The sequence below is a fragment of the Chitinophaga sp. ARDCPP14 genome (assembly GCF_051362515.1).
Classification (GTDB): Bacteria; Bacteroidota; Bacteroidia; order Chitinophagales; family Chitinophagaceae; genus Chitinophaga.
Genome location: NZ_JBKIXB010000003.1, coordinates 262,702 through 282,831, shown reverse-complemented (window position 1 = coordinate 282,831; position 20,130 = coordinate 262,702). Strand labels below are relative to the sequence as shown.

The window sequence follows — 20,130 nt, the reverse complement described above, 5'->3', positions numbered from 1 at the left end:
GTCGTTTTTAAAAGATTATAACACGAGGTCGGGGTTACCCGGACCAAAATGTTTCAGCATCACAATCGGATCAGTAGCGGAGTGGTTGACGATTTTCACTCCTGCAACAGCCGCTGCTTCACTGATAAAAAACTCATCGTTGGTTAACTGTCCGTAGCGGATCAGCGCCGGCGTATCAATATCCCATACGCCCATTTTGCCGTGTCCCTGCATGAGGATGATGCCATAGGCGGCGCTGTCTTTAATGACTACCGTGGCGCCGGGCGCTACGGTTAGCTCTTTGGCGCTGAAAGCATCCGATTTATAGCATACCCAGTTCTCCGTATAACCATCCCCGTTAGCTGCTGTTACAGGCGGCATGAACCGGTTCTGGAACTGGTTGGGATCCACGTTCAATTCCCAGTCAATCACGTCCATCAATGCATCATAATCGCCGATGCTCTCTTTGGGCGTGCCGTTCCAGAGCAATACTTCGGGAACGATGGCTTCGTTTACGAGCGACTGATACATCGCAAATACATCGGAAGCTTTTTGTGGTTCGTAAGTACACAAGCTACCCGGCGCATGCAGCAGTCCCGGCGGAACATCCCATCCGGTGCCCGGTTCCAGGCGATAAGCCTGTGAGTAGTTCGTGATCTTATTATCTCCCTTGGTAAAATTCAACAGGCATTCCTTGATCTGTTCGCGGGTGGTGCCGGGAGCAATACCCATGAAAGTATAAGGGAAATCACCGCCATGATTATTCAGCTGTGGCGGAAAGTAGTAAGCCTCGGGCTTGCCGGCCTGTCCGATCAGCGCTGCCTTTTCATCATTGTGATGAATATGGTGGGGGAGCGGTCCCATGTTATCAAAGAACTTGGAATACATCGGCCACGCGCCATAAGTATCCCATAAACGTTTCCCGATCAGTTTATCTTTTAACGCACTAATGGCATCTTTCAGTAAAAATTGCTGCGTACCACTACTATCGCTTACTACCACCATGCTTAGACCTTCATTTTCGCCTGTTAAAGGGCCGTTCTTTGCCGGAGTGGTAGACGACAACCAACGTTCATCGATGCCGCCACGTTCGCCTCCCAGGACGTAATAATCGTCCGGGTGTAATTTGATCCGCCGTCCTGGCACGCAAAATGATCTGGGTACCCAGTTTGGTGCCAGCCGGAGAATCCCTTGTCCCTGTTCGAGTGCTTTTTCTGCTAAGCTTGTTTTTTCCATGAGCTTTAAAATGATTATAAAAGATCAGTGAGAAATGATTTGATGTCTTCGTTGGTATGCAACAGGTCTATCTGCAATTCATATTCACGGCGTTCGCCCGGTTCCATGAATAGCAGCGTACCTTCCCTGCGGGCCTTTGCCTGCCCGGTAGGCGGATGGGTGCCGGGTTCCAGCCCCATCACATATTCGCCCTTGCCCCAGTGCTGCCAGTTGGTAAGCACCGGTAACTGCGCTTTTTTAAACCGCAGTGAAAAAGCCAGTTGGAGCGCCGCGTTGTGTACACCACAGGTGCACCATCCGCCGGCATCCGCCACGGGGTCAATGATCGCGGCTTCTTCACCGCTGCCGGCATGACTATCCAGCGGCGCGAGGCATTTTTTATAGTTGTGATCCGCATTAAAAATGTGATCCGGATTGCCTTCCCGGGAAACCCAGTTCCCCTTCCAGCAAATGTCCGCCCCTTCGTCTACCAGCGGCCAGCCGAAATTGAAATGATACAATAACATATGCGGCGCCGTGATATTGCCCCTGTTCGTCACTTCATCATGTACCCGGATCTCCGCTTTACCGAGTGTGCCGGAAATAGTACGTTTCAGCATCAGCTTTGCGCCGAGGACGCTGGTTTGCAGCATGATCCCGGTAATGCTCATGTCCATCTGCCCGGCCACCGGGTCGGGTTGTATGATGGAAACAATTTCAGCAGGCGTATTGCTGATAGGTCCATGCAAACCACGTTCTCCGTATTCATCGGTTTCCGGACCGCCAACATGCATTAGTCCGCAGGTGGTAATCAATCCACCGCCAAAGGTTTGGAGCCAGTCCAAACCTTTGTTCGCCCCGCGGGTAGGTGCAGTAATACCGCCATGACTTAACCAGGCCAGGCTATGCTGATGATAAAACGCATCTGCAATATCCATGGCCCGGTCGATGACTACCTTATAACGCAGCCCGGTACCGGTATTGATCCAGGCAATGCGGGTGCCCCTTCCGGGGCCGTTGTCCAGCACCGCCGTTTCTATACCTCCCAGTTGAAAATGATTCGAGAGTTTATGTTGCCACGACTGATTATTCAATGCCATCCGCGCGTTATTTATCTTCCAAAAAAAATTATTTACGACCCAGCTGCTTGGGAGCAAGGAAAACAGAATCCTGTTTGTTGCCGCCGGATTTCAGATAAGCCATTAAGTCCCTCAGCTCTTCTTCATTCAAACGGTTAATTAACCCCGGCAGCATCACTGAAACTTTGGATGCTTTTGTTCCGGTTACATCTTTCTTCAGCAGTTCGCGCTGATCCTGTGTGGCAAATGGATTCTGTGAAATCACATACTTATCCTTGTCCTGGCTTACCAGCCGTCCTACTACGGAGCTGCCGTTCTTTAAAGAAAATACGGTGGCTTCGTACTGGTCGGAGATGGTTTTGCTGGGTTCAATAATTGCTTCGAGAATATCTTTATTGGAAAAACGTGTACCCAGCTGCGTTAGATCCGGTCCGGCTACGCCGCCTTCGCCACGCATACCATGACAGGAGCTGCACAAGGCAGTGGCAAACATTGCCCGGCCCTGTTCAAAGTCACGTTTGCCGGTAGTGCTGTCCACTATTTTAAGTGCTTCGTCTACTGTCCATCTTCTGCCCGGACCTTTCGGCTGCGCAAAGCCTGCGGCCAGGTTACCGCCGCTGTTTAACAGCGAATCGCCGGAAATCTGGTTGAAGTGTGCAAACTCTTTTTTCGGCACATTGGCTAACGCGTTTTTCCTGGCGTTGTTGATGAAGCCGATAAAACTATGCCCGCCTTTAAAAGTGAAGGCATTATAAAACCAATGGAAATATTGTTCCTGTAATTCAGGTGTCCAGCCGCTTTTAGCCTGGCTTAATACCGTTGCATACCAGGTTTGTTGTAAGGGTGGCATTTTAGATAACATACCGGCAATGTCCAGTCCATACTGCGGATTACGCATGATCAGGTCGGCTGATTTCATGGCAGTTTTGGCGGCAGCGGTATCATCTTTGGCGCTGGCCAGCAAGGCCATTGTCTTTTCTACCGCATTGGGTGCATTGATATATACCAGTACTTTACTCAGCGACCTGTTCAGATCGTTGGTAGTGGCAGGATACTGCGGATCAAGGTAGGCGGCTATTTGCGCAGATTGTTCTGCATCTGGTTTACCCATGCGTACAAATACGAGTTCAAAAGCACGCAGCAGGTCAATCTGCTGGGAAGGCGACAACTGCCCATAGTTGATAGTCATCAGTTGCGGCAGCAGGAGCTTCTTTACATCTTCCTTGCCCTGGCGTGCGAGCGCTATCGCTCCCTGGATCAGTGTTTCAGGATCTTTTTCCTGTAATACTTTATTCTGCCACTGACTTACCGGTTGATTTTCGATGGCTATCCTTGCAGCGAACCGGATAAAGCGGTCACTGTTTTTCAGGTAAGGCCATGCAAACTCAACTGCCCCTTCTTTTGCACCGCCGTGGTAGGCTTCCAGCTGTTTGCGGATCTTAGCGCCCTCTGTAGGCGCTGCTGCAGCCAAAGGTGCGTTATCTTCCTTATTGTCTTTATAGTATACGCGGTAGAGATCAGACTCCAGTCTGCGGCCACCGGTCAGGAAATACAATGCACCGTCAGGGCCGATCATACCATCCGTTAATGGCAGTGGAGAACCCGACAGGAATTCTTCTGCACCTGCCCTGTAAGAAGCGCCATCCGGTTGTAAGCTGATGGCATAGATGATACCAAAGCTCCAGTCGAATGCAAATAATGATTTGCGGTATTTCTCCGGGAACCGTGCATTGCCGCCATAGATCAGGTTGGTAGGGGAGCCCTGACCAATGTTGAGCAGCGGTGGTAAGTTATCGGGATAGGCGGGAGACCATTTCTCCGTACCCGGACGCCATCCGTATTCGCTGCCGCTGGTTACCTGGCATATACGGGTAGGACGGTACCAGGGGGTACCAAAATCCCATTCCATATCTGAGTCATAGGTGAACATATCACCGGCATCATTAAAAGTAAGATCAAAGGGATTACGGTAGCCGGAGCTGATGAGTTCCCAGTTGCTGCCGGTAGAATCGATGTGCGCTATCCATCCGCCATGTGTATTCACCGTATTATCATGACCGTTAGGATCTTTGATAAATGGTAACACGTTGTCGATGTTCCAGGATGGCGGCACTTTATAGTTATTCATCTCCGGAATTTTGGTAAAATTACCGGCAATCACATAGATGGATTTTTTATCCGGAGATAATACAATGCTGTGCGGGCCGTGTTCTCCTTCGCCTTCCAGTGCTTTCAGCAGGGTGATCTTATCAAACTGGTCGTCGCCGTTGGTATCCTGTAAACGATACAATCCGCTGCCTTTGTCGAAACGGTCGTCACTGTTGTGATTCACCATTACATACAAGCTGTTGAAGGCATACAGCAGCCCCTGTGCATAACCCATAGATACTTTCTGTGTGGAAGTATCATTGCCAATCCTTAGCTGTTCTATTTTCAGCTTGGCAGAATCTTCCCCTACGGCAGGGAGCTGCAACCGGTAAAGAAAACCATACTGATCGGACACGATCATGCGCCCTTTGTCATCAAAGGCCATTGACACCCAGGAGCCCTGGTTGTTGTCGCCCGGACTGTACAACCGCTCTGCCTTAAAATTATCAGGTAATTTCAGGGCATCGATTTTCGGATTGCCGGTTAGCTTGGTCTCTGACGTTGAGTCGTTTCCGTTATTGCAGGCCACACCGGTCATCAGAACGGTGGAAACCAACAACAGCAGCGGGAAAGCTCTTTTACGTAACGTGGTCATAATATAATCTTGAATAGGTTCCTGAGTTGATGCTATTGATATGGGAAAACGTTTACTATAGCTGTAGTAATATAGTAAACGTTTTCCCGTTTTTCCAACTTTTTTTACCAGCCGGTATTTTGTTCAAATCCATTCAACCTGATTTCTCTTTCAGGAATTGGAAATAATAACTGGAACGGCTGTATGTTATATGATGCCGGGCTGAGCCTGGTCAGCCTTTTCTTTTCTTCTATTCCGTGGGCAGTCATTACGGAAACGGCTTTACCGGTGCGAAGCAACTGATACCAGCGATTGTCTTCAAAGGCGAGTTCTACACGCACCTCGTGAAAAACAGTATCGCGGAAAGCGCTCTGACTTAAAGCCGGTAAAGGATCCAGCCCAGCCCGTTGACGCACGGGATTGATATACTGCAGCGGATTGCCGGTACCGGTTTCATTGATGGCTTCTGCAAGCATCAGCAACACCTGGGAGTAACGGTACACCGGCCAGTTTTCATTCGCACGGCCATCAAGCGCATAAGGCGGATGATAGAACTTCCGGATCAGCGGCAGTTTGCCACCAAAGGCAACTGATTCTGCGAAAGCAGCATTGGTCGGACTGGAGTACATAAAAATAGATGCATCCTTTCTTTTGTCCTTTGCATCGTACGCATTCACAATACTGGGAGTGGGCATGTTTACGCCGCCCAGGTTGCCATTGAAGCCGGTCAGGTCTTTTTTACCGTTGCGTGGACCGAAGTTGAAAATATAATTGCTGCTTTCTGTTTCGATGCCGGAGTTGTACTGAACTGAAAAAATGGATTCTGAATTGTTCTTCTTCGCCGGATCAAAATTATCTGCGTAGTTATCTACCAGTGAATAGTTCAGTGTGGTTACCTGTTGTAAGGTGGTTACTGCCTTTGGATAATCTTTCATGGTCAGGTAAACCTCACCCAGTAAAGTAAGTGCAGCACCTTTGGTAGCCCGGCCGATGTCGCCGCCGGAGTAGCTGGCAGGCAGGTTGGCAGCGGCTTCTGTGGCATCCGCAATGATCTGGGCATATACTTCTTCCACGGTGGCTTTTTTCGGAGTGGAAGCCTCATCCGGGCTTGCTACTTCCTTCACCAGCAACGGCACGCCGCCAAAAAGGCGCACCAGGTGAAAGTAGTACAGGGCCCGGAGGAATTTAGCTTCACCGAGATACTGCTTTTTAGTTGCGTCGTTGGAAAATTTTACGCCATCAATACGGGTAATGATTACGTTGGACTGCTGTATGTTTCGGTATATCTGCGTCCATACATTGTTCACATAGTTATTGGTAGGAGTGATCAGGAACTCGTCGATTTCTTCGCGTTGCTGAGCCCCACGGTCACTTTCATCATACTGGTAGTTGGTATTATCAGCTCTCATTTCCGCCATCGCCCAGTAGTCGCCGGTATAAAATTCCTGTAGTACGCCGTAGCAGCCATTCACCGCACGGAGTACCTGTGCTTCGGTAGTATAATAGTTGGATCCGCTGGAAAAAGAATTTGGCTTTACATCCAGCATGTTAGTACATCCATTCAGTGCGATCGCAAGCAGCGCGATAAAAGGTATCTTAGTTTTCATGTTGCTATTCTTTTTTTGACTGAATTAAAAGGAGAGATTGGCGCCCAGTGAATAAATTCTTGGAACCGGGTAACTGGAGTAGTCGATTCCAGGTACCAGTGCGCCGCTTCCACCTTTGCCCATGTAGTTGGTTACTTCAGGGTTACCGCTGTAGTTGGTAAACAGGATGGCATTCTGCACACTTACATATACCCTGGCACTTTCCACAAATCCCATCTTAGGAAGGCTGTAGCCTAGTGTAATATTCTTCACCCAGGCATAATTATTTTTCTCTACAGTCAATGAACTTACGTCGCGGTACATTACCCTGCCGCGGCCGGAACCATTGGTAGTAGGTACTTTGCCGTTGCCGGGGTTGGATTCTGATCTCCACCTGTTGGCTACATCTTTACGTACATTAAATACGCCATCGATATTGCCGTTGTAGTCATTAGTGGCATGTAAGCGATCGGCGCCCATAGAACCAACCACCAATACACGCAGGTCAAATTTTTTGTAGTTCAGGATATTGGTTAAACCCCAGTTAAAGTCGGGATATGGATTACCGATGATCGCGAAATCTTCCCGCGGATTAATCACACCATTGCCGCTGATATCTTTAAAGCGGATATTACCCGGAATAGCGCCGGGGAAAGCAGGGCCTTTATCTACTTCCGCCTGGTTCTGGTAAATGCCGTCAAATACATATCCATACAGCATGGCGAGTGGCTGGCCTACAATACTTACGTTGGTAGGATTGCCTTCACTGCTGTTACCGGAATAGATAGGGGCATTGTCTTTTCCTAATGCCAGCACTTTGTTGCGGTTGAAGGCAATGTTAAAGTTGGTGGTCCAGGTGAAAGATTTGGATTCTATATTACGGGAGGAGATACCAATTTCCAGTCCCTTGTTTTCCATGTCGCCACTGTTTTCTGTTACGGTGGTAAAGCCGCTGGACTGCGGTACTTCCACGTTTAACAGCAGGTCCTGTGTATTTCTTTTATAAGCATCGATGGTCAGGTAGATGCGGTCTTTCAGCAAACCAACGTCAACGCCTATATTTAATTCACGCATTTTTTCCCAGCCAAGATTCGGATTGCCGAGTGTGTTCATTACACGGCCACCATTCAGCGCACCACCCAGTACATAATCACTGGTGCCGATGCTGCTCATGTAGGTGTAGTTACCGATATTGAAGTTCCCGGAGAAGCCATAGGATGCCCTTATCTTCAGGTCGCTGAACACACGGGAGGACTTCATGAAATCTTCCTGTGAAACACGCCATCCCAATGCCACGGAAGGGAAGGTACCCCAGCGGTTGTTGGGGCCAAAGCGGGAAGAACCATCACTTCTCACAGTAGCGGTTACCAGGTATTTATCTTTATAAGCATAGTTTACCCTTGCCAGGTAAGATAATAATGCCCACTCTGTTTTATCTGTTACATTAGGATTATTGGTGAGGGTAGCTGCACCGTTGATGGTTTTAATATCATCGTCCGGGAAGTTGGCCGCATTGATGCCCACATTTTGTTCCTTCTGTGATTGTACACTGTAACCCAGCAACCCGGTAAAGGCATGCCCGCTGCCGCTGGTGTACTGGTAAGTGAGCGTATTTTCATTCAGCCAGTTCAGGTAATTTCCGGTGATGTAACCTCCGGAAGGAATACTTGGCGGCGCTGCATTGGTGTTACCAATAGTGGAAGGCCGGAAGAACTCAGCGCTTCCTTCCTGGTAATCTACGTTGAAAGTGGATTTAAATTTCAGGTTCTTTATAATTTCATATTCTCCGTAAGTGTTGAAAAGGATACGGGTGCTCTTGGATTTGTTGGTCACTTCATTGAGCATCATTACCGGGTTCGGGAGACCAAAAGTGCCCGGGCTCTGGATGTATTCATTATAACTGCCATCTGCTTTATAGATAGGCTCTATAGGACTCGCAATACCAAAAACGCCTTCACGGCCTTCCCCGTTGGTATTACCCTTGCGCGTGGTATAAGAAGGGGCTACGTTAAAGCCAACCTTGAACCTGTCGGAGAGATTGGCATCTACATTGGCTCTTACTGTGAAACGTCTGTAGCCGGAGTTGATGATCACCCCATCCTGGTTGTAATAACCAGCGGAGACATAGGTCCTGATTTTATCGGTACCACCACTCACGCTCAGGTTAATATCCTGCATGGGTGCTGTTCGCGTAATGGCATCAAACCAGTCGGTGCCTTTACCGATCAGTGACGGATTGCGGTAAACTTCGGGTATGTCAGCATCAGTAGGTTCGCGGTGTTCGGTGAAACGGATATTATCTTCAATCGCTTCTTTTCTGAACTGCGCAAATTCCTGTCCGTTCATCAGGTTCGGACGTCCTTTATCAGGGATGGTCTGAACGCCGTAATTGGCTGAAAGCTGCACCCGGGGAATACCGGAGCTGCCTCGTTTGGTAGTGATCAGCACTACGCCGTTGGCGCCTCTTGAACCATAAATAGCTGTTGCAGAAGCATCTTTCAACACCGCCATGGATTCGATATCCTGCGGGTTAATAGCGTTCATCGGATCAGATACCTGGTCGGAAGAAGATGCCAGCGGATAACCGTCCACTACGTAGAGGGGCTGGCTGCCTGCACCCACTGCGCCGATGCCGCGTACCTGTACCTGCGGACCGCCACCAGGAATACCATTGGAAGTACTCACCTGGATACCGGCAATCTGGCCGGCTAATGCCTGGTCGGGACCAGCCACCGGCATGTCTTTAATATTTCTCATGGTAACAATACCCACAGATCCCGTTACATCTTTTTTCTGCTGGGTACCATATCCTACAACCACTACCTGGTTGAGTACTTTATTACTTGGCTCCAGTTGTACGCTGATGCGGGTACGGTTGCCCACAGCATAAGTTTTGCTGGCATAACCGATGATGCTGAAAACAAGGGAGTCTGACGGACTGGCGGAAATCGTGTATCTGCCGTTGGCATCACTGAATGCACCCTGGCTGGTACCTTTAACGCCAACGGTTACACTTGGAAGCGGGGAACCCGTTCCTGCATCTGTTACCTGACCGCCAACGTTATTCTTCTGTGCATAGGTGAAAGTGCTGATGAATAACAGAGCGGAGCAAGTGATGCCAAAACGTGCGTGAAAGAAAGATCCTTTTTGATAAAGGGTGGAAGTTCTGATCATAACGAGTGGAATTTGGTTTGATGAAACGGCATTACTTAACGGAAATAAATTTAGCGGAAGAATAATACATTCCTGTCCTGTTGCGTCCTGTACTGTCCTGTACTGTCCTGTATCAGGGCATGTTAACGGTTATCAAAGAGGCGTTTGTAAAAGCCGGGAAAATATTGTTACTTTCCGTTGCATTTATTAAAATGCAGATAGTTAAAAACCTGATGTATGATCATGAACAGAAAGAGCCTGACACTGGTAGCCCTGTTTGCCATATTGGGCACTACGGCTTTTGCACAGAATACCACGGACGCTGATGCCGCCGCAAAGGAAAAGAAGCAGCGTGAGGAACTGATGAAGCAGGACTGGGCCTGTTTAAAGTGTTTTGAAGAAGCGAATGCCCAGGTAACCCCGCCCAAACCAGGCGAACAACGGGTGGTATTTATGGGTAATTCCATTACCATCGGATGGGGGAAGCTGAACCCGGAGTTTTTTGAAGGCAAGCCCTACATCAACCGGGGTATCAGCGGACAAACCACGCCACAGATGCTGATCCGCTTCCGTCCTGATGTGATTAACCTGAAACCCAAAGTAGTAGTGATCCTGGCAGGTACCAACGATATCGCGGGCAATACCGGCTTTACCCCGGTGGAAACAATTTTCGGGAACATTGTATCGATGGCGGAACTGGCCAAAGCAAACGGTATCAAAGTGGTGTTGTCTTCCGTAATACCGGCATTTGATTATCCATGGCGCAAGGGACTGGAGCCGGTTGGAAAGATCGCCGACCTGAATCAGCGCCTTAAAAACTACGCTGCTAAAAATAATTGCGTATACCTGGATTATTATACGGCGATGGCTGATGAAAGAAAAGGCCTGAAAGCCGAGCTCACCTACGATGGTGTACACCCTAACAAAGCCGGCTACCTCGTGATGGGGCCACTGGCGGAAAAAGCAATTGCCACCGCATTAAAGAAGCAATAAATTGAAAAGCCGTTCATTTATTCTTACCAGCGTTCTGGCAATGGCTAACAATTATTTACATAACTCCGCTGCAACGATATGTTATTTTTTTGTTGTAACGTTTTCTAATTTAGATATTTTGTTGTAGTTTCATTATTCACCAAAGAAAAGGAGGTATTCATGCTATCTACAGAATATTCATGGACACCTAAGGTTAATTTAGTTTAACCCGGGCGGCTCCATTAAAGAATCTGTTAACGCTTTGGCGTTAAAGGCATCCTGGCATAGCCGGGATGCCTTTTTCTTTGTTATATAATATTTTTTATATTTTTAGGAGATGTATAACGCGTTGGTGACCCCAAGGTAACAAACTATAACACATGGCTTTTATTATGGTGGACGTTGAAACAGACGGTCCCATTCCCGGCGATTACTCTATGATTTCTTTTGGCGCCGTGCTGGTAAATGAACAACTGGACCAAACTTTTTACGGTCAGCTGAAACCCATTTCCGATAAATTTATTCCCGAAGCACTGGCAGTTTCTAATCATACGCGGGAGGAAACCCTGGGCTTCAATGATCCCGCACAGGTGATGCAGGATTTTAAACAATGGATTATCTCCGTTAGTAAGGACCGGCCCATTTTTATCAGCGATAACAACGGGTTCGACTGGATGTTTATCTGCTGGTATTTTCATCACTTTACCGGTGAAAATCCATTTGGATTTAGCTCCCAAAATCTCGGCAGTTTGTACAAAGGCATTACAAAAGATACTTTCCAGACTTTCAAACACCTGCGCAAAACAACCCATACACATCACCCGGTAGATGACGCGAAAGGCAATGCCGAAGCCCTGCTTACCATGAAACGCGAAATGGGGCTGAAAATTAAACTGTAGCTACATCCGTAAACTTTTAACCGGGTTCGCCAGCCCGGCTTTCACCGACTGGTAAGCGATGGTAGCTCCTGCTATCAATACAGATACCAGGATGGCAATAATGAAAATGCCGCCGCCGATATGGGTCTGATAAGCGAAATTGTCTAACCAGCGCGCCATTACAAACCAGGCCACAGGTGCAGCAATGACGAAGGACACGATGATCAGCACAATAAATTCTTTTGCAAATAGCCCAACGATGTTCAGGAGGGAAGCGCCCAATACTTTACGGATACCCACTTCTTTGGTGCGCTGAACCGCTGCAAAGGCCACCAGGCCGTATAATCCAAGGCAACCGATCAGTATGGCAAGAGACGAAAAAAGCTTGAAGGCGGTATATAATTTTTGCTCCTGGTTATATAAATTGGCAATCCGGTCGTCCAGAAAGTCGTATTCAAACAGGTTCTCCGTAAAGAGCGCAGACCAGGTTTTATCAATACCAGAAAGGGTATTGCGCATATTTGCCGGTTGTATCTTTACGCAGGCGGTTCTAAAACCATTGGAGCTGTATTCCAGCACACAGGGTCTTCCTTTTTTATAACGTGATTCGCTTTGAAAGTTCTGTACCACACCCATAATCTGGGAGGGGCTGCCATTGATGTAGAAACGTTTACCAATGGCTTTTTCCGGTGTTTGTATGCCAATTTTGTGTAGCAGGGTTTCATTGACCAGCACCCGGCGCACGGTATCTGCATCTGTTAATTTACGGAGGTTTTCACCTGCCAGCAGTTTGATGGAAAACATATCCAGGTATTGTTCATCAATGGCTTTCATCTCTGTTACATCATCCTTGATGACACCGGCTTCAGGGCAGGTAAAGGCGGCATAATTACTGCCACCTACCGGCGGTCCGGAAGCAAAGCTCAGCTGCTTTACACCTGGATTGGATAATAATTGCTCCCGCAAAATATCGCGTTTTTCTTTGTCAGGAACCCGGAAAGAAACCACGGCATCTTTATTAAAACCCAGGTCCCGGTTCTGGAGGAAGTCCATCTGGTAGCCAACGATCAGCGTACCTGCAATCAGGATCTGTGAAATACCAAATTGGGTGGATACCAGGATCTTTCTTAAACCCAATCCCCGGAAGGTAATACCCGTATTGCTTTTAAGGGAGGCTGCCGGCTGAAAAGCAGACTGTACAAAGGCGGGGTACAGGCCCGCTAAAAGTATAACCGTTACCGTTATTGCTGCCAGCAACGCTGCAATGACCGGCTCCATCAATTGTGATACCCCGATCTTCACGTTCATCCAGGTGGCCACAAAAGGCAGCAAAATGCCTGCAGCTATTGTTCCCAGCACAACGGCAATCAACACCAGTAATGCGGTTTCAGACAGGAACTGGCGGATGAGTTGTCCACGGTAAGCCCCCAGCACTTTACGTACGCCTACCTCTTTAGCACGGCGTATCGCCTGTGCGGTTGCCATGTTGATGAAGTTAATACAGGCGGTAATAATGATAAACAATGCCACCATAGCAAGGCCCCAATAGGTTTCCCGGCTGGTGGTAGGACTGTCAGGACTACTCTGGTAACGCTGGTCAAAATGGATTTCTTTCAACGGTTGCAGCAACAGTTTTGTTCCGGCGGCAACATCTGCGCCCCAGTTTTTGGTAATAAAGGCGGGCATCCTGGCCTGCAACTTCGCCACGTTATAGTGTTCCGGCAGCAATACAAATGCATTGCCTCCATTGATGCTGTAAAACGAGGCCTGTGCCAGCGCTTCCTTCCGGATGGTTTCGTAGGAAACCAGGAATACGAAAGGCTGACTGGTATTGCCCGGCACATCTTCAATAACACCGGTTACTTTAAGATTAAACTGGTTGTTGAGGTTGATCACCTGGCCCAGCGGGTCTTTAGTGCCAAAGTATTTTCGGGCCATACTTTGCGTCAGTATCACCTGGTTCGGCTCCGACAACGCAGTACGTGCATCTCCTGCCAGCCAGTGGTAATCAAATATCTGCAGGAAGGCAGCATCTGCAAAAGCAAATCCTTTTTCATTGTATCGTGCATCACCGGCTTTTACCAGCCCGGTACCCTGGTACCAGTATTGCGATACCTGTTCCAGTTCCGGAAAATCGTTGCGCAGCGCAGGTACTACCGCCAGCGAGGTGCTGGGGTTATAATCGAGGGCATTGAATGTTACCCGGTAAATCCGGTCCGCTTTTTTGTGGAAGCTGTCGTAACTCAACTCATTTTTTACAATGAGAAAAATGATCAGGCAGGCAGCAATGCTAAGCGTTAAGCCAAATACATTCAGAAATGTATAGCTGAGATTCCGCGTGATCGTCCTGAAAGCTGTTTTAATGTAACTGCTGAACATGCAAATGCAATTTATAGGATGGAGCTAACTTGCTGCGAAGTAAATGCCATCATATTAAAATGCTGGTTTTCAGTATGTAAAGAAAGATTAAAAGAGGAGGGATGTCCGGTTTTGAAAAGGTGCGTGTCCGGTTCCGGACACTACTTTAATAACTTCTTCCGTAAAGAATATACATAAAAATCCTCCACCTTTTTACGCGCCCATGGTGTTTTACGGAGGAATTTTAAACTGCTCTGCACAGAAGGATTGCTGATGAAGCAGTTGATCCTTACCTGGTAGCCCAGTTCTTCCCAGCCATAGCTTTCGTAAAGATGTGTCACTATTTTTTCCAGTGTTAGTCCGTGCAGCGGGTCTTTGGATGCGCCTGGTGTTTCCATGTTGTTCCGTTTTTGATAGCCAAAGGTAAGGTAATTACAAAGATGCCCGCATGGTCACATAAAAGGGTACCTCTATCTGTGCCCTGGAGTTATCCAGTATCAGCTGTGCAGCCATTTCTCCCATACACTTAAAGTCGGTGGAAATAGTGGTGATGCCGTTGAGAATAAATTTTTTCAACGGTGTTTCATTATAGGAAATGATCCCTACATCCTTGCCTATCTTCAGGTTTAAGGAGATGATCCTCTCTATCAATAATACCAGGTCATTTTCCCGCAGGTTAATATATACATCTCCCGGCTGAATATCTTCTTCTCCTATCTCTTCCACCTTCTTGCTGTTGAAGGCATAGTTCTGACAGAATTGCATAAATCCTTCGTAAATTTCTTCCGGGTAATAGGTATTATCGGGGTAAATGATTTTTATAGTGTGGTATTGCTGCAGCTTGTCCCTGGCCTGTTCCAGGGCGCCGTAAATATCTTCCTGGAAATTCTCGTATACTGCGCCGTATTCGCCGGTTACGCCTTTTAGCTTTTTATCCAGCAAGATGAGTTTTTCTTTCGGGATGGTATTGATCACTTCATCTACGTGCTCCCATCTTTCCCGGAAGTGCGGAAGTATCACAATATGTGTATATTCATTAATATTCTGGGATAACAGTTTTTTAAAGAGACTGAAATCGCTGTTATAAATATAGAAGTCGATATTGGCCTGTTCTCCCAGCTTGTCTGCAAACGAATCATAGATGATTTTTTTGTGCTCGCTCAGTTTGTTGAACAGCAGCAGTATCTTAAATTGTTGGTCAAGATTGGTTTGCGACACATAGTAGCCTTTTCCGGGAACGGACCCCAGGATACCCAGTCCTTTCAGGTATTTGTATGCTTTCTCTGCGGTATCCCTCGAAATTTCAAAAGCGTAGCTGACTTCATTGATGGACGGCAGTATATCATCCTGCTGCACTTTTTTGTCCACAATAGCTTTGATGATAGAGTTGGCCAGCTGGTAATATTTAGGCGTGGCAGAAAAATCATCAATAAAAAGGTATTTAAAGATCGGATGTTGTTTCATGGCTCATCAGGTATTAATCCGCGGAATTAGCTATCAGGTGCTGACATGGCTGTTTTCACGACAATGATAGTGATTTAATTCTACAATTACTATCTCCTGCCGGAACCATGACAGTCCATGACAGTTTTAAAAGTTACATGTTTTATTTTTATGGAACATTCGTTTCCACGTTACAAATTACTACATCATTATGCAGGCTTTACTGGGAGTTTTATTTCATTTCATAGGTGGGTTCGCATCGGGAAGTTTCTATATCCCTTACAAAAAGGTAAAGGGGTGGAGCTGGGAAAGCTACTGGATTGTGGGCGGGATCTTCTCCTGGCTGGTAGTTCCGCTGCTGGCTGCCTGGTTAACCGTTCCGGGGTTTATGGATATTATCCGTAATACAGAAGGCACTGTTCTTTTCTGGACTTATTTCCTGGGGGTGCTGTGGGGTATTGGCGGTTTAACGTTCGGTTTATCCATGCGTTACCTCGGTATGTCGCTGGGAATGGCTGTGGCACTGGGCTTTTGTTCCGCCTTTGGTGCACTGATACCACCTATTTACCGTGGACTGTTTACAGATGACGCTAATACACTGGGGGCCATGTTTCACAGCAGCAGGGGATTGTACGTGTTATCAGGCGTGGCGGTATGCCTGGTGGGGATTGCCATTTGCGGGAAAGCCGGTATGTTGAAAGAAAAGGAACTCACCGGTGAACAGAAAACCGAAAGCATCCGCGAATTTGACCTCCGCAAAGGACTGGCCGTAGCCATTGTTTCCGGCATCCTGAGCGCCTGTATGAGTTTTGCCATTACTGCCGGCAACAGCATGGGCAAAGCCGCAGTAGCGAATAATGCCAACCCTTTGTTCCGGAACAATGTTATTTTTGTAGTGATTATGCTGGGAGGGCTCACCACCAATTTTATCTGGTGCATGCTGCTCAACAGGCGTAACCGCTCGTTCAACGACTATACGAATAAAAACACCCCGCTGGTGAAAAACTACCTGTTTGCGGCGATCGCGGGTACTACGTGGTTCCTGCAATTCTTTTTTTATGGAATGGGAGAAAGTAAACTGGGTAACGACGCCAGCTCCTGGATCCTGCACATGGCTTTTATTATCCTGATTTCCGGTATGTGGGGTTTTGTGCTGAAGGAATGGAAAAATGCCAGTAAAAAAACATTCATTACTATTTCCCTGGGTATATTCACCATTATTCTTTCTGTAGTCCTGGTCGGATATGGTAATTCTTTAGAAAATTAACCCTCCGCATTATCGCAATTAAAAACGTAAAAATTATAGAGTATGTCTTTAGATGGAACTACCACGCAATTCAGGCATGTCAGCTATTTATGGGATGAAGCAACAGCGGCCGCTATGGCTGGTGATGAAGTAGCCTTGCTGATCTATCGTTCCAATTTACTCGGCGCAGACCTCCGGTTGACCAACTACGGTGGTGGCAACACCTCCTGCAAAGCCACCGCAAAAGATCCTTTAACGGGAGAGCCCGTAGAAGTGATGTGGGTAAAGGGCTCCGGCGGGGACCTGGGCACGCTCAAAAAAAGTGGCCTCGCCGCTTTGTATGTAGATCGTCTTCGCAGCCTCCAGCATATTTACCGGGGAATAGCGCATGAAGATGAAATGGTGGAATTGTTTAACCACTGTATTTATGATCTCGCCTCAAAAGCGCCTTCCATTGATACCCCTCTGCATGGTTTTCTCCCTTTCAAACATATCGATCACCTCCATCCGGATGCTGCCATTGCTATTGCAGCGGCAAAAGATGGCCGGAAAATCACACAGGAGCTCTTTAACGGCACTATCGGCTGGGTACCCTGGCAGAAGCCCGGATTTGACCTTGGATTGCAATTAAAGCAGTGCCTCGACGAAAATCCCGGTATCCGCGGTATCATGCTGGGCTCTCATGGCCTGTTCACCTGGGGCGATACCGCCTACGAAAGTTATATCAATACCCTGGAAGTAATTGAACGCTGCGCAGAATACCTGGAAGAAAACACCGGCCGCCATAAACCGGTGTTTGGCGGCGCAAAAATACAGTCATTATCGCCTGACGACCGTAAAACCCAGGCCGCTGCGCTGGCGCCGGTTTTACGCGGATACTGCTCTTCCCAACAGAAAATGGTGGGCCATTTTACAGATGACGCGAGAGTGCTTGAATTTATTAATTCCAATGATCTTGACAGGCTCGCGCCCCTGGGCACCAGCTGCCCCGATCACTTCCTGCGCACGAAGATCAGTCCGTTAGTACTGAACCTGCTGCCGGATGCGGACCTGAAAGATATAGCCGCCATTAAAACATCCCTGGCGCCGTTATTTACCGCCTACCGGGAAATGTATAAAGAATACTACGATACCTGTAAACATCCGAACAGCCCGGCTATGCGCGATCCTAACCCCGTGGTGATCCTGTATCCCGGCGTGGGCATGTTCACGTTCGCAAAAGATAAACAAACCGCCAGGGTGGCCGCTGAATTTTATATCAACGCCATCAATGTAATGAAAGGCGCGGAAGCCATCTCTGAATATACTTCCCTGCCACGGCAGGAAGCATTTAATATTGAATACTGGTTGCTGGAAGAAGCCAAGCTGCAACGCATGCCCAAGCCTAAAGCGCTTACCGGCAGAATAGCACTGGTAACCGGCAGTGCCGGCGGTATCGGTAAAGCGATCGCTAAAAAGTTTGCGGAGGAAGGCGCGGTGGTGGTCATCAACGATAACGATGCGCAGCGACTGGCCTCTGCTACCGAAGAGTTTAATAAATTGTACGGGAAAGATGTGTTTGCCGCTGACCTGCTCGATGTAACCGATTCCGCATCCATCCGTAAAACCTACGACACGGCCGTGCTGGCCTTTGGCGGCATCGATATCATCGTAAACTGCGCCGGGTTATCGATCTCCAAACCACTGGAAGATCATACAGAAAAAGACTGGGACCTGCTGTACGACGTACTGGTGAAAGGACAGTTCCTCGTTACGCAAGCCGGCGTGGACATCATGCGCAAGCAGGACACCGGCGGGGATGTGCTGAACATCGTCAGCAAAAATGCGTTGGTTTCCGGTCCTAACAATGCAGGTTACGGATCTGCCAAGGCAGCGCAGCTACACCTGAGCAGGCTCAATGCCGCCGAGCTGGGAAAAGATCGTATACGCGTAAACGTTGTAAATCCGGATGCGGTAATTTCCGATAGTAAAATATGGGCAGGCGCCTGGGCTGAAGGCCGGGCCAAAGCATATGGCGTAAAGGTGGAAGAACTGCCCGCATTTTATGCGAAACGTACGCTGTTAAACGAAATCATTGTACCCGAAGATATTGCCAACGCCTGCTATGCTTTTGTAGGCGGCTTACTTAACAAGGCAACCGGCAATGTACTGAATGTAGATGGTGGAGTAGCAATGGCTTTTGTGAGATAAGTATGTTATTTTATCTACGTAAAAAAAGATTATCATGAGAATCGAAAAATACAGGATAGAAGAGCATAACCAGGCAGGAATGGCGGCGCAGCAGCGGGCATTTGAATATCTCTCGGGGGAAATTAAAAATGTTCCTGAAATATTGCAGCAGCTGATATCTTTCCAGGTGGGCATTCCCAGCTGGGCGCTGGGAACCGGCGGTACCCGCTTTGGGCGTTTCCCCGGCGGCGGTGAACCCAGGAACCTGGAAGAAAAGATCGAAGACATCGGGTTGATTCATCAGCTGAACCAATCCAGCGGCGCCATTTCCCTGCACATACCCTGGGATATTCCGTCCAATCCCGCGCATATTAAAGCCATGGCGGCGCAACACGGCCTCCGCTTTGATGCGATGAATTCCAATACTTTCCAGGATCAGCCCGGGCAGCAGCTGAGCTATAAATTCGGCTCGCTGCAGCATGTCAACAAAGACATCCGCAAACAGGCTATCGAGCACAACATAGAAGTGATCCGTCATGGTATAGAACTGGGCTCTGATGCACTCACCGTGTGGCTGTCCGATGGTTCCTGCTTCCCCGGCCAGCTGAATTTCCGCCATGCTTTTCAGAACACACTGGAAGGTTTGCAGGAAATTTATGCAGCGCTGCCGGATAACTGGAAAATGTTTGTGGAATATAAAGCCGCGGAACCAAATTTTTATTCCACTACGGTGGGCGACTGGGGGCAGTCGCTCCTGTACGCCAATAAACTGGGCCCTAAAGCCTATACGTTGGTAGATCTCGGGCATCATCTGCCTAATGCCAACATTGAGCAGATTGTAGCCCTGCTGCTGATGGAAGGTAAACTCGGCGGCTTCCATTTCAACGATTCAAAGTACGGCGACGATGACCTCACCGTAGGCAGCATCAAGCCCTACCAGCTGTTCCTGATCTTCAACGAACTGGTGGAAGGAATGGATGCCCGCGGCATGAATCATACTACAGATCTGGGATGGATGATAGACGCCTCGCACAACGTGAAAGACCCGCTGGAAGATCTGCTGCAATCTGTGGAAGCAATCATGATCACCTACGCACAGGCGTTGCTGGTAGACCGTAAAAAATTGCTGGCTGCACAACAGCACAACGATGTGGTTACCGCACAGGAAATACTGCAACAGGCGTTCCGTACAGATGTACGCTCTTTGGTAGCTGCCGCCAGGATACAGGCCGGCGGCGCATTGAATCCGCTGGCGTTGTACCGTGCTGAAAAAGTGAGGGATCACCTGATCCGTGAAAGAGGCGCTAAAACAATGGCGACTGGTTTGTAA

Annotated in this window: 13 protein-coding genes; 5 read left to right on the top strand and 8 right to left on the bottom strand. The window is 48.1% G+C overall.

Going from position 1 to position 20,130, the window contains the following annotated elements:
* Nucleotides 1–15 precede the first annotated feature (15 nt).
* The 5 genes from ACLHR0_RS10260 to ACLHR0_RS10240 form a co-directional block, all read right to left on the bottom strand.
* Nucleotides 16–1,215, bottom strand: a complete 1,200-nt coding sequence (locus ACLHR0_RS10260) for a class I mannose-6-phosphate isomerase (RefSeq protein ID WP_436486315.1) — start codon at nt 1,213–1,215, stop codon at nt 16–18.
* Between the two features lie 14 nt (nt 1,216–1,229).
* Nucleotides 1,230–2,294 (bottom strand): aldose 1-epimerase family protein, encoded by a 1,065-nt coding sequence (locus ACLHR0_RS10255; protein ID WP_436486313.1) that lies wholly within the window; start codon nt 2,292–2,294, stop codon nt 1,230–1,232.
* A gap of 28 nt (nt 2,295–2,322) precedes the next feature.
* Nucleotides 2,323–5,016 carry a c-type cytochrome gene (locus tag ACLHR0_RS10250; protein ID WP_436486311.1) on the bottom strand — a complete coding sequence of 898 codons (2,694 nt, stop codon included), beginning with the start codon at nt 5,014–5,016 and terminating at the stop codon, nt 2,323–2,325.
* Nucleotides 5,017–5,120: 104 nt separating this feature from the next.
* Nucleotides 5,121–6,602 carry a RagB/SusD family nutrient uptake outer membrane protein gene (locus tag ACLHR0_RS10245; RefSeq protein ID WP_370910869.1) on the bottom strand — a complete coding sequence of 494 codons (1,482 nt, stop codon included), beginning with the start codon at nt 6,600–6,602 and terminating at the stop codon, nt 5,121–5,123.
* 24 nt (nt 6,603–6,626) lie between these two features.
* Nucleotides 6,627–9,755: a SusC/RagA family TonB-linked outer membrane protein gene (locus ACLHR0_RS10240; RefSeq protein WP_436486309.1), complete on the bottom strand. Its 3,129-nt coding sequence runs from the start codon at nt 9,753–9,755 to the stop codon at nt 6,627–6,629.
* A 216-nt stretch (nt 9,756–9,971) separates the two neighbouring features.
* Between ACLHR0_RS10240 and ACLHR0_RS10235 the strand changes: the two genes are divergently transcribed.
* Together ACLHR0_RS10235 and ACLHR0_RS10230 are read left to right on the top strand one after the other, a co-directional pair.
* Nucleotides 9,972–10,727 (top strand): SGNH/GDSL hydrolase family protein, encoded by a 756-nt coding sequence (locus ACLHR0_RS10235; RefSeq protein WP_370910871.1) that lies wholly within the window; start codon nt 9,972–9,974, stop codon nt 10,725–10,727.
* Nucleotides 10,728–11,086: 359 nt separating this feature from the next.
* Entirely contained in the window at nt 11,087–11,605 is a 519-nt protein-coding gene (locus ACLHR0_RS10230) for a 3'-5' exoribonuclease domain-containing protein (RefSeq protein ID WP_436486306.1), read from the top strand.
* Here ACLHR0_RS10230 and ACLHR0_RS10225 read toward each other — a convergent pair whose 3' ends face one another.
* The 3 genes from ACLHR0_RS10225 to ACLHR0_RS10215 form a co-directional block, all read right to left on the bottom strand.
* Complete coding sequence (locus tag ACLHR0_RS10225; protein ID WP_436486304.1) at nt 11,606–13,963, bottom strand: ABC transporter permease; 2,358 nt, start codon at nt 13,961–13,963, stop codon at nt 11,606–11,608.
* 140 nt (nt 13,964–14,103) lie between these two features.
* Complete coding sequence (locus tag ACLHR0_RS10220; protein WP_370910874.1) at nt 14,104–14,340, bottom strand: VF530 family DNA-binding protein; 237 nt, start codon at nt 14,338–14,340, stop codon at nt 14,104–14,106.
* Nucleotides 14,341–14,374: 34 nt separating this feature from the next.
* Complete coding sequence (locus ACLHR0_RS10215; RefSeq protein WP_370910875.1) at nt 14,375–15,406, bottom strand: GntR family transcriptional regulator; 1,032 nt, start codon at nt 15,404–15,406, stop codon at nt 14,375–14,377.
* Between the two features lie 190 nt (nt 15,407–15,596).
* On the opposite strand from ACLHR0_RS10215, the gene rhaT reads away from it, so the two are divergent.
* Genes rhaT through ACLHR0_RS10200 form a run of 3 tightly spaced genes read left to right on the top strand, consistent with a single transcriptional unit; the run spans nt 15,597 to nt 20,130 of the window.
* On the top strand, nt 15,597–16,652 hold the full coding sequence (gene rhaT, locus ACLHR0_RS10210; RefSeq protein ID WP_436486301.1) for an L-rhamnose/proton symporter RhaT: 1,056 nt from the start codon (nt 15,597–15,599) through the stop codon (nt 16,650–16,652).
* Between the two features lie 42 nt (nt 16,653–16,694).
* Nucleotides 16,695–18,821 (top strand): bifunctional aldolase/short-chain dehydrogenase, encoded by a 2,127-nt coding sequence (locus tag ACLHR0_RS10205; protein WP_436486300.1) that lies wholly within the window; start codon nt 16,695–16,697, stop codon nt 18,819–18,821.
* A 34-nt stretch (nt 18,822–18,855) separates the two neighbouring features.
* A complete protein-coding gene (locus ACLHR0_RS10200) occupies nt 18,856–20,130 on the top strand; it encodes a sugar isomerase (RefSeq protein ID WP_429064551.1) in 1,275 nt (424 codons plus the stop codon).

Coding starts and splice junctions, on each gene's coding strand:
- ACLHR0_RS10240 (WP_436486309.1), bottom strand. CDS start 9,755: ATGATCAGAACTTCCACCCTTTATCAAAAAGGATCTTTCTTTCACGCA.
- ACLHR0_RS10235 (WP_370910871.1), top strand. CDS start 9,972: ATGATCATGAACAGAAAGAGCCTGACACTGGTAGCCCTGTTTGCCATA.
- ACLHR0_RS10250 (WP_436486311.1), bottom strand. CDS start 5,016: ATGACCACGTTACGTAAAAGAGCTTTCCCGCTGCTGTTGTTGGTTTCC.
- ACLHR0_RS10255 (WP_436486313.1), bottom strand. CDS start 2,294: ATGGCATTGAATAATCAGTCGTGGCAACATAAACTCTCGAATCATTTT.
- ACLHR0_RS10230 (WP_436486306.1), top strand. CDS start 11,087: ATGGCTTTTATTATGGTGGACGTTGAAACAGACGGTCCCATTCCCGGC.
- ACLHR0_RS10260 (WP_436486315.1), bottom strand. CDS start 1,215: ATGGAAAAAACAAGCTTAGCAGAAAAAGCACTCGAACAGGGACAAGGG.
- ACLHR0_RS10200 (WP_429064551.1), top strand. CDS start 18,856: ATGAGAATCGAAAAATACAGGATAGAAGAGCATAACCAGGCAGGAATG.
- rhaT (WP_436486301.1), top strand. CDS start 15,597: ATGCAGGCTTTACTGGGAGTTTTATTTCATTTCATAGGTGGGTTCGCA.
- ACLHR0_RS10245 (WP_370910869.1), bottom strand. CDS start 6,602: ATGAAAACTAAGATACCTTTTATCGCGCTGCTTGCGATCGCACTGAAT.
- ACLHR0_RS10220 (WP_370910874.1), bottom strand. CDS start 14,340: ATGGAAACACCAGGCGCATCCAAAGACCCGCTGCACGGACTAACACTG.
- ACLHR0_RS10205 (WP_436486300.1), top strand. CDS start 16,695: ATGTCTTTAGATGGAACTACCACGCAATTCAGGCATGTCAGCTATTTA.
- ACLHR0_RS10215 (WP_370910875.1), bottom strand. CDS start 15,406: ATGAAACAACATCCGATCTTTAAATACCTTTTTATTGATGATTTTTCT.
- ACLHR0_RS10225 (WP_436486304.1), bottom strand. CDS start 13,963: ATGTTCAGCAGTTACATTAAAACAGCTTTCAGGACGATCACGCGGAAT.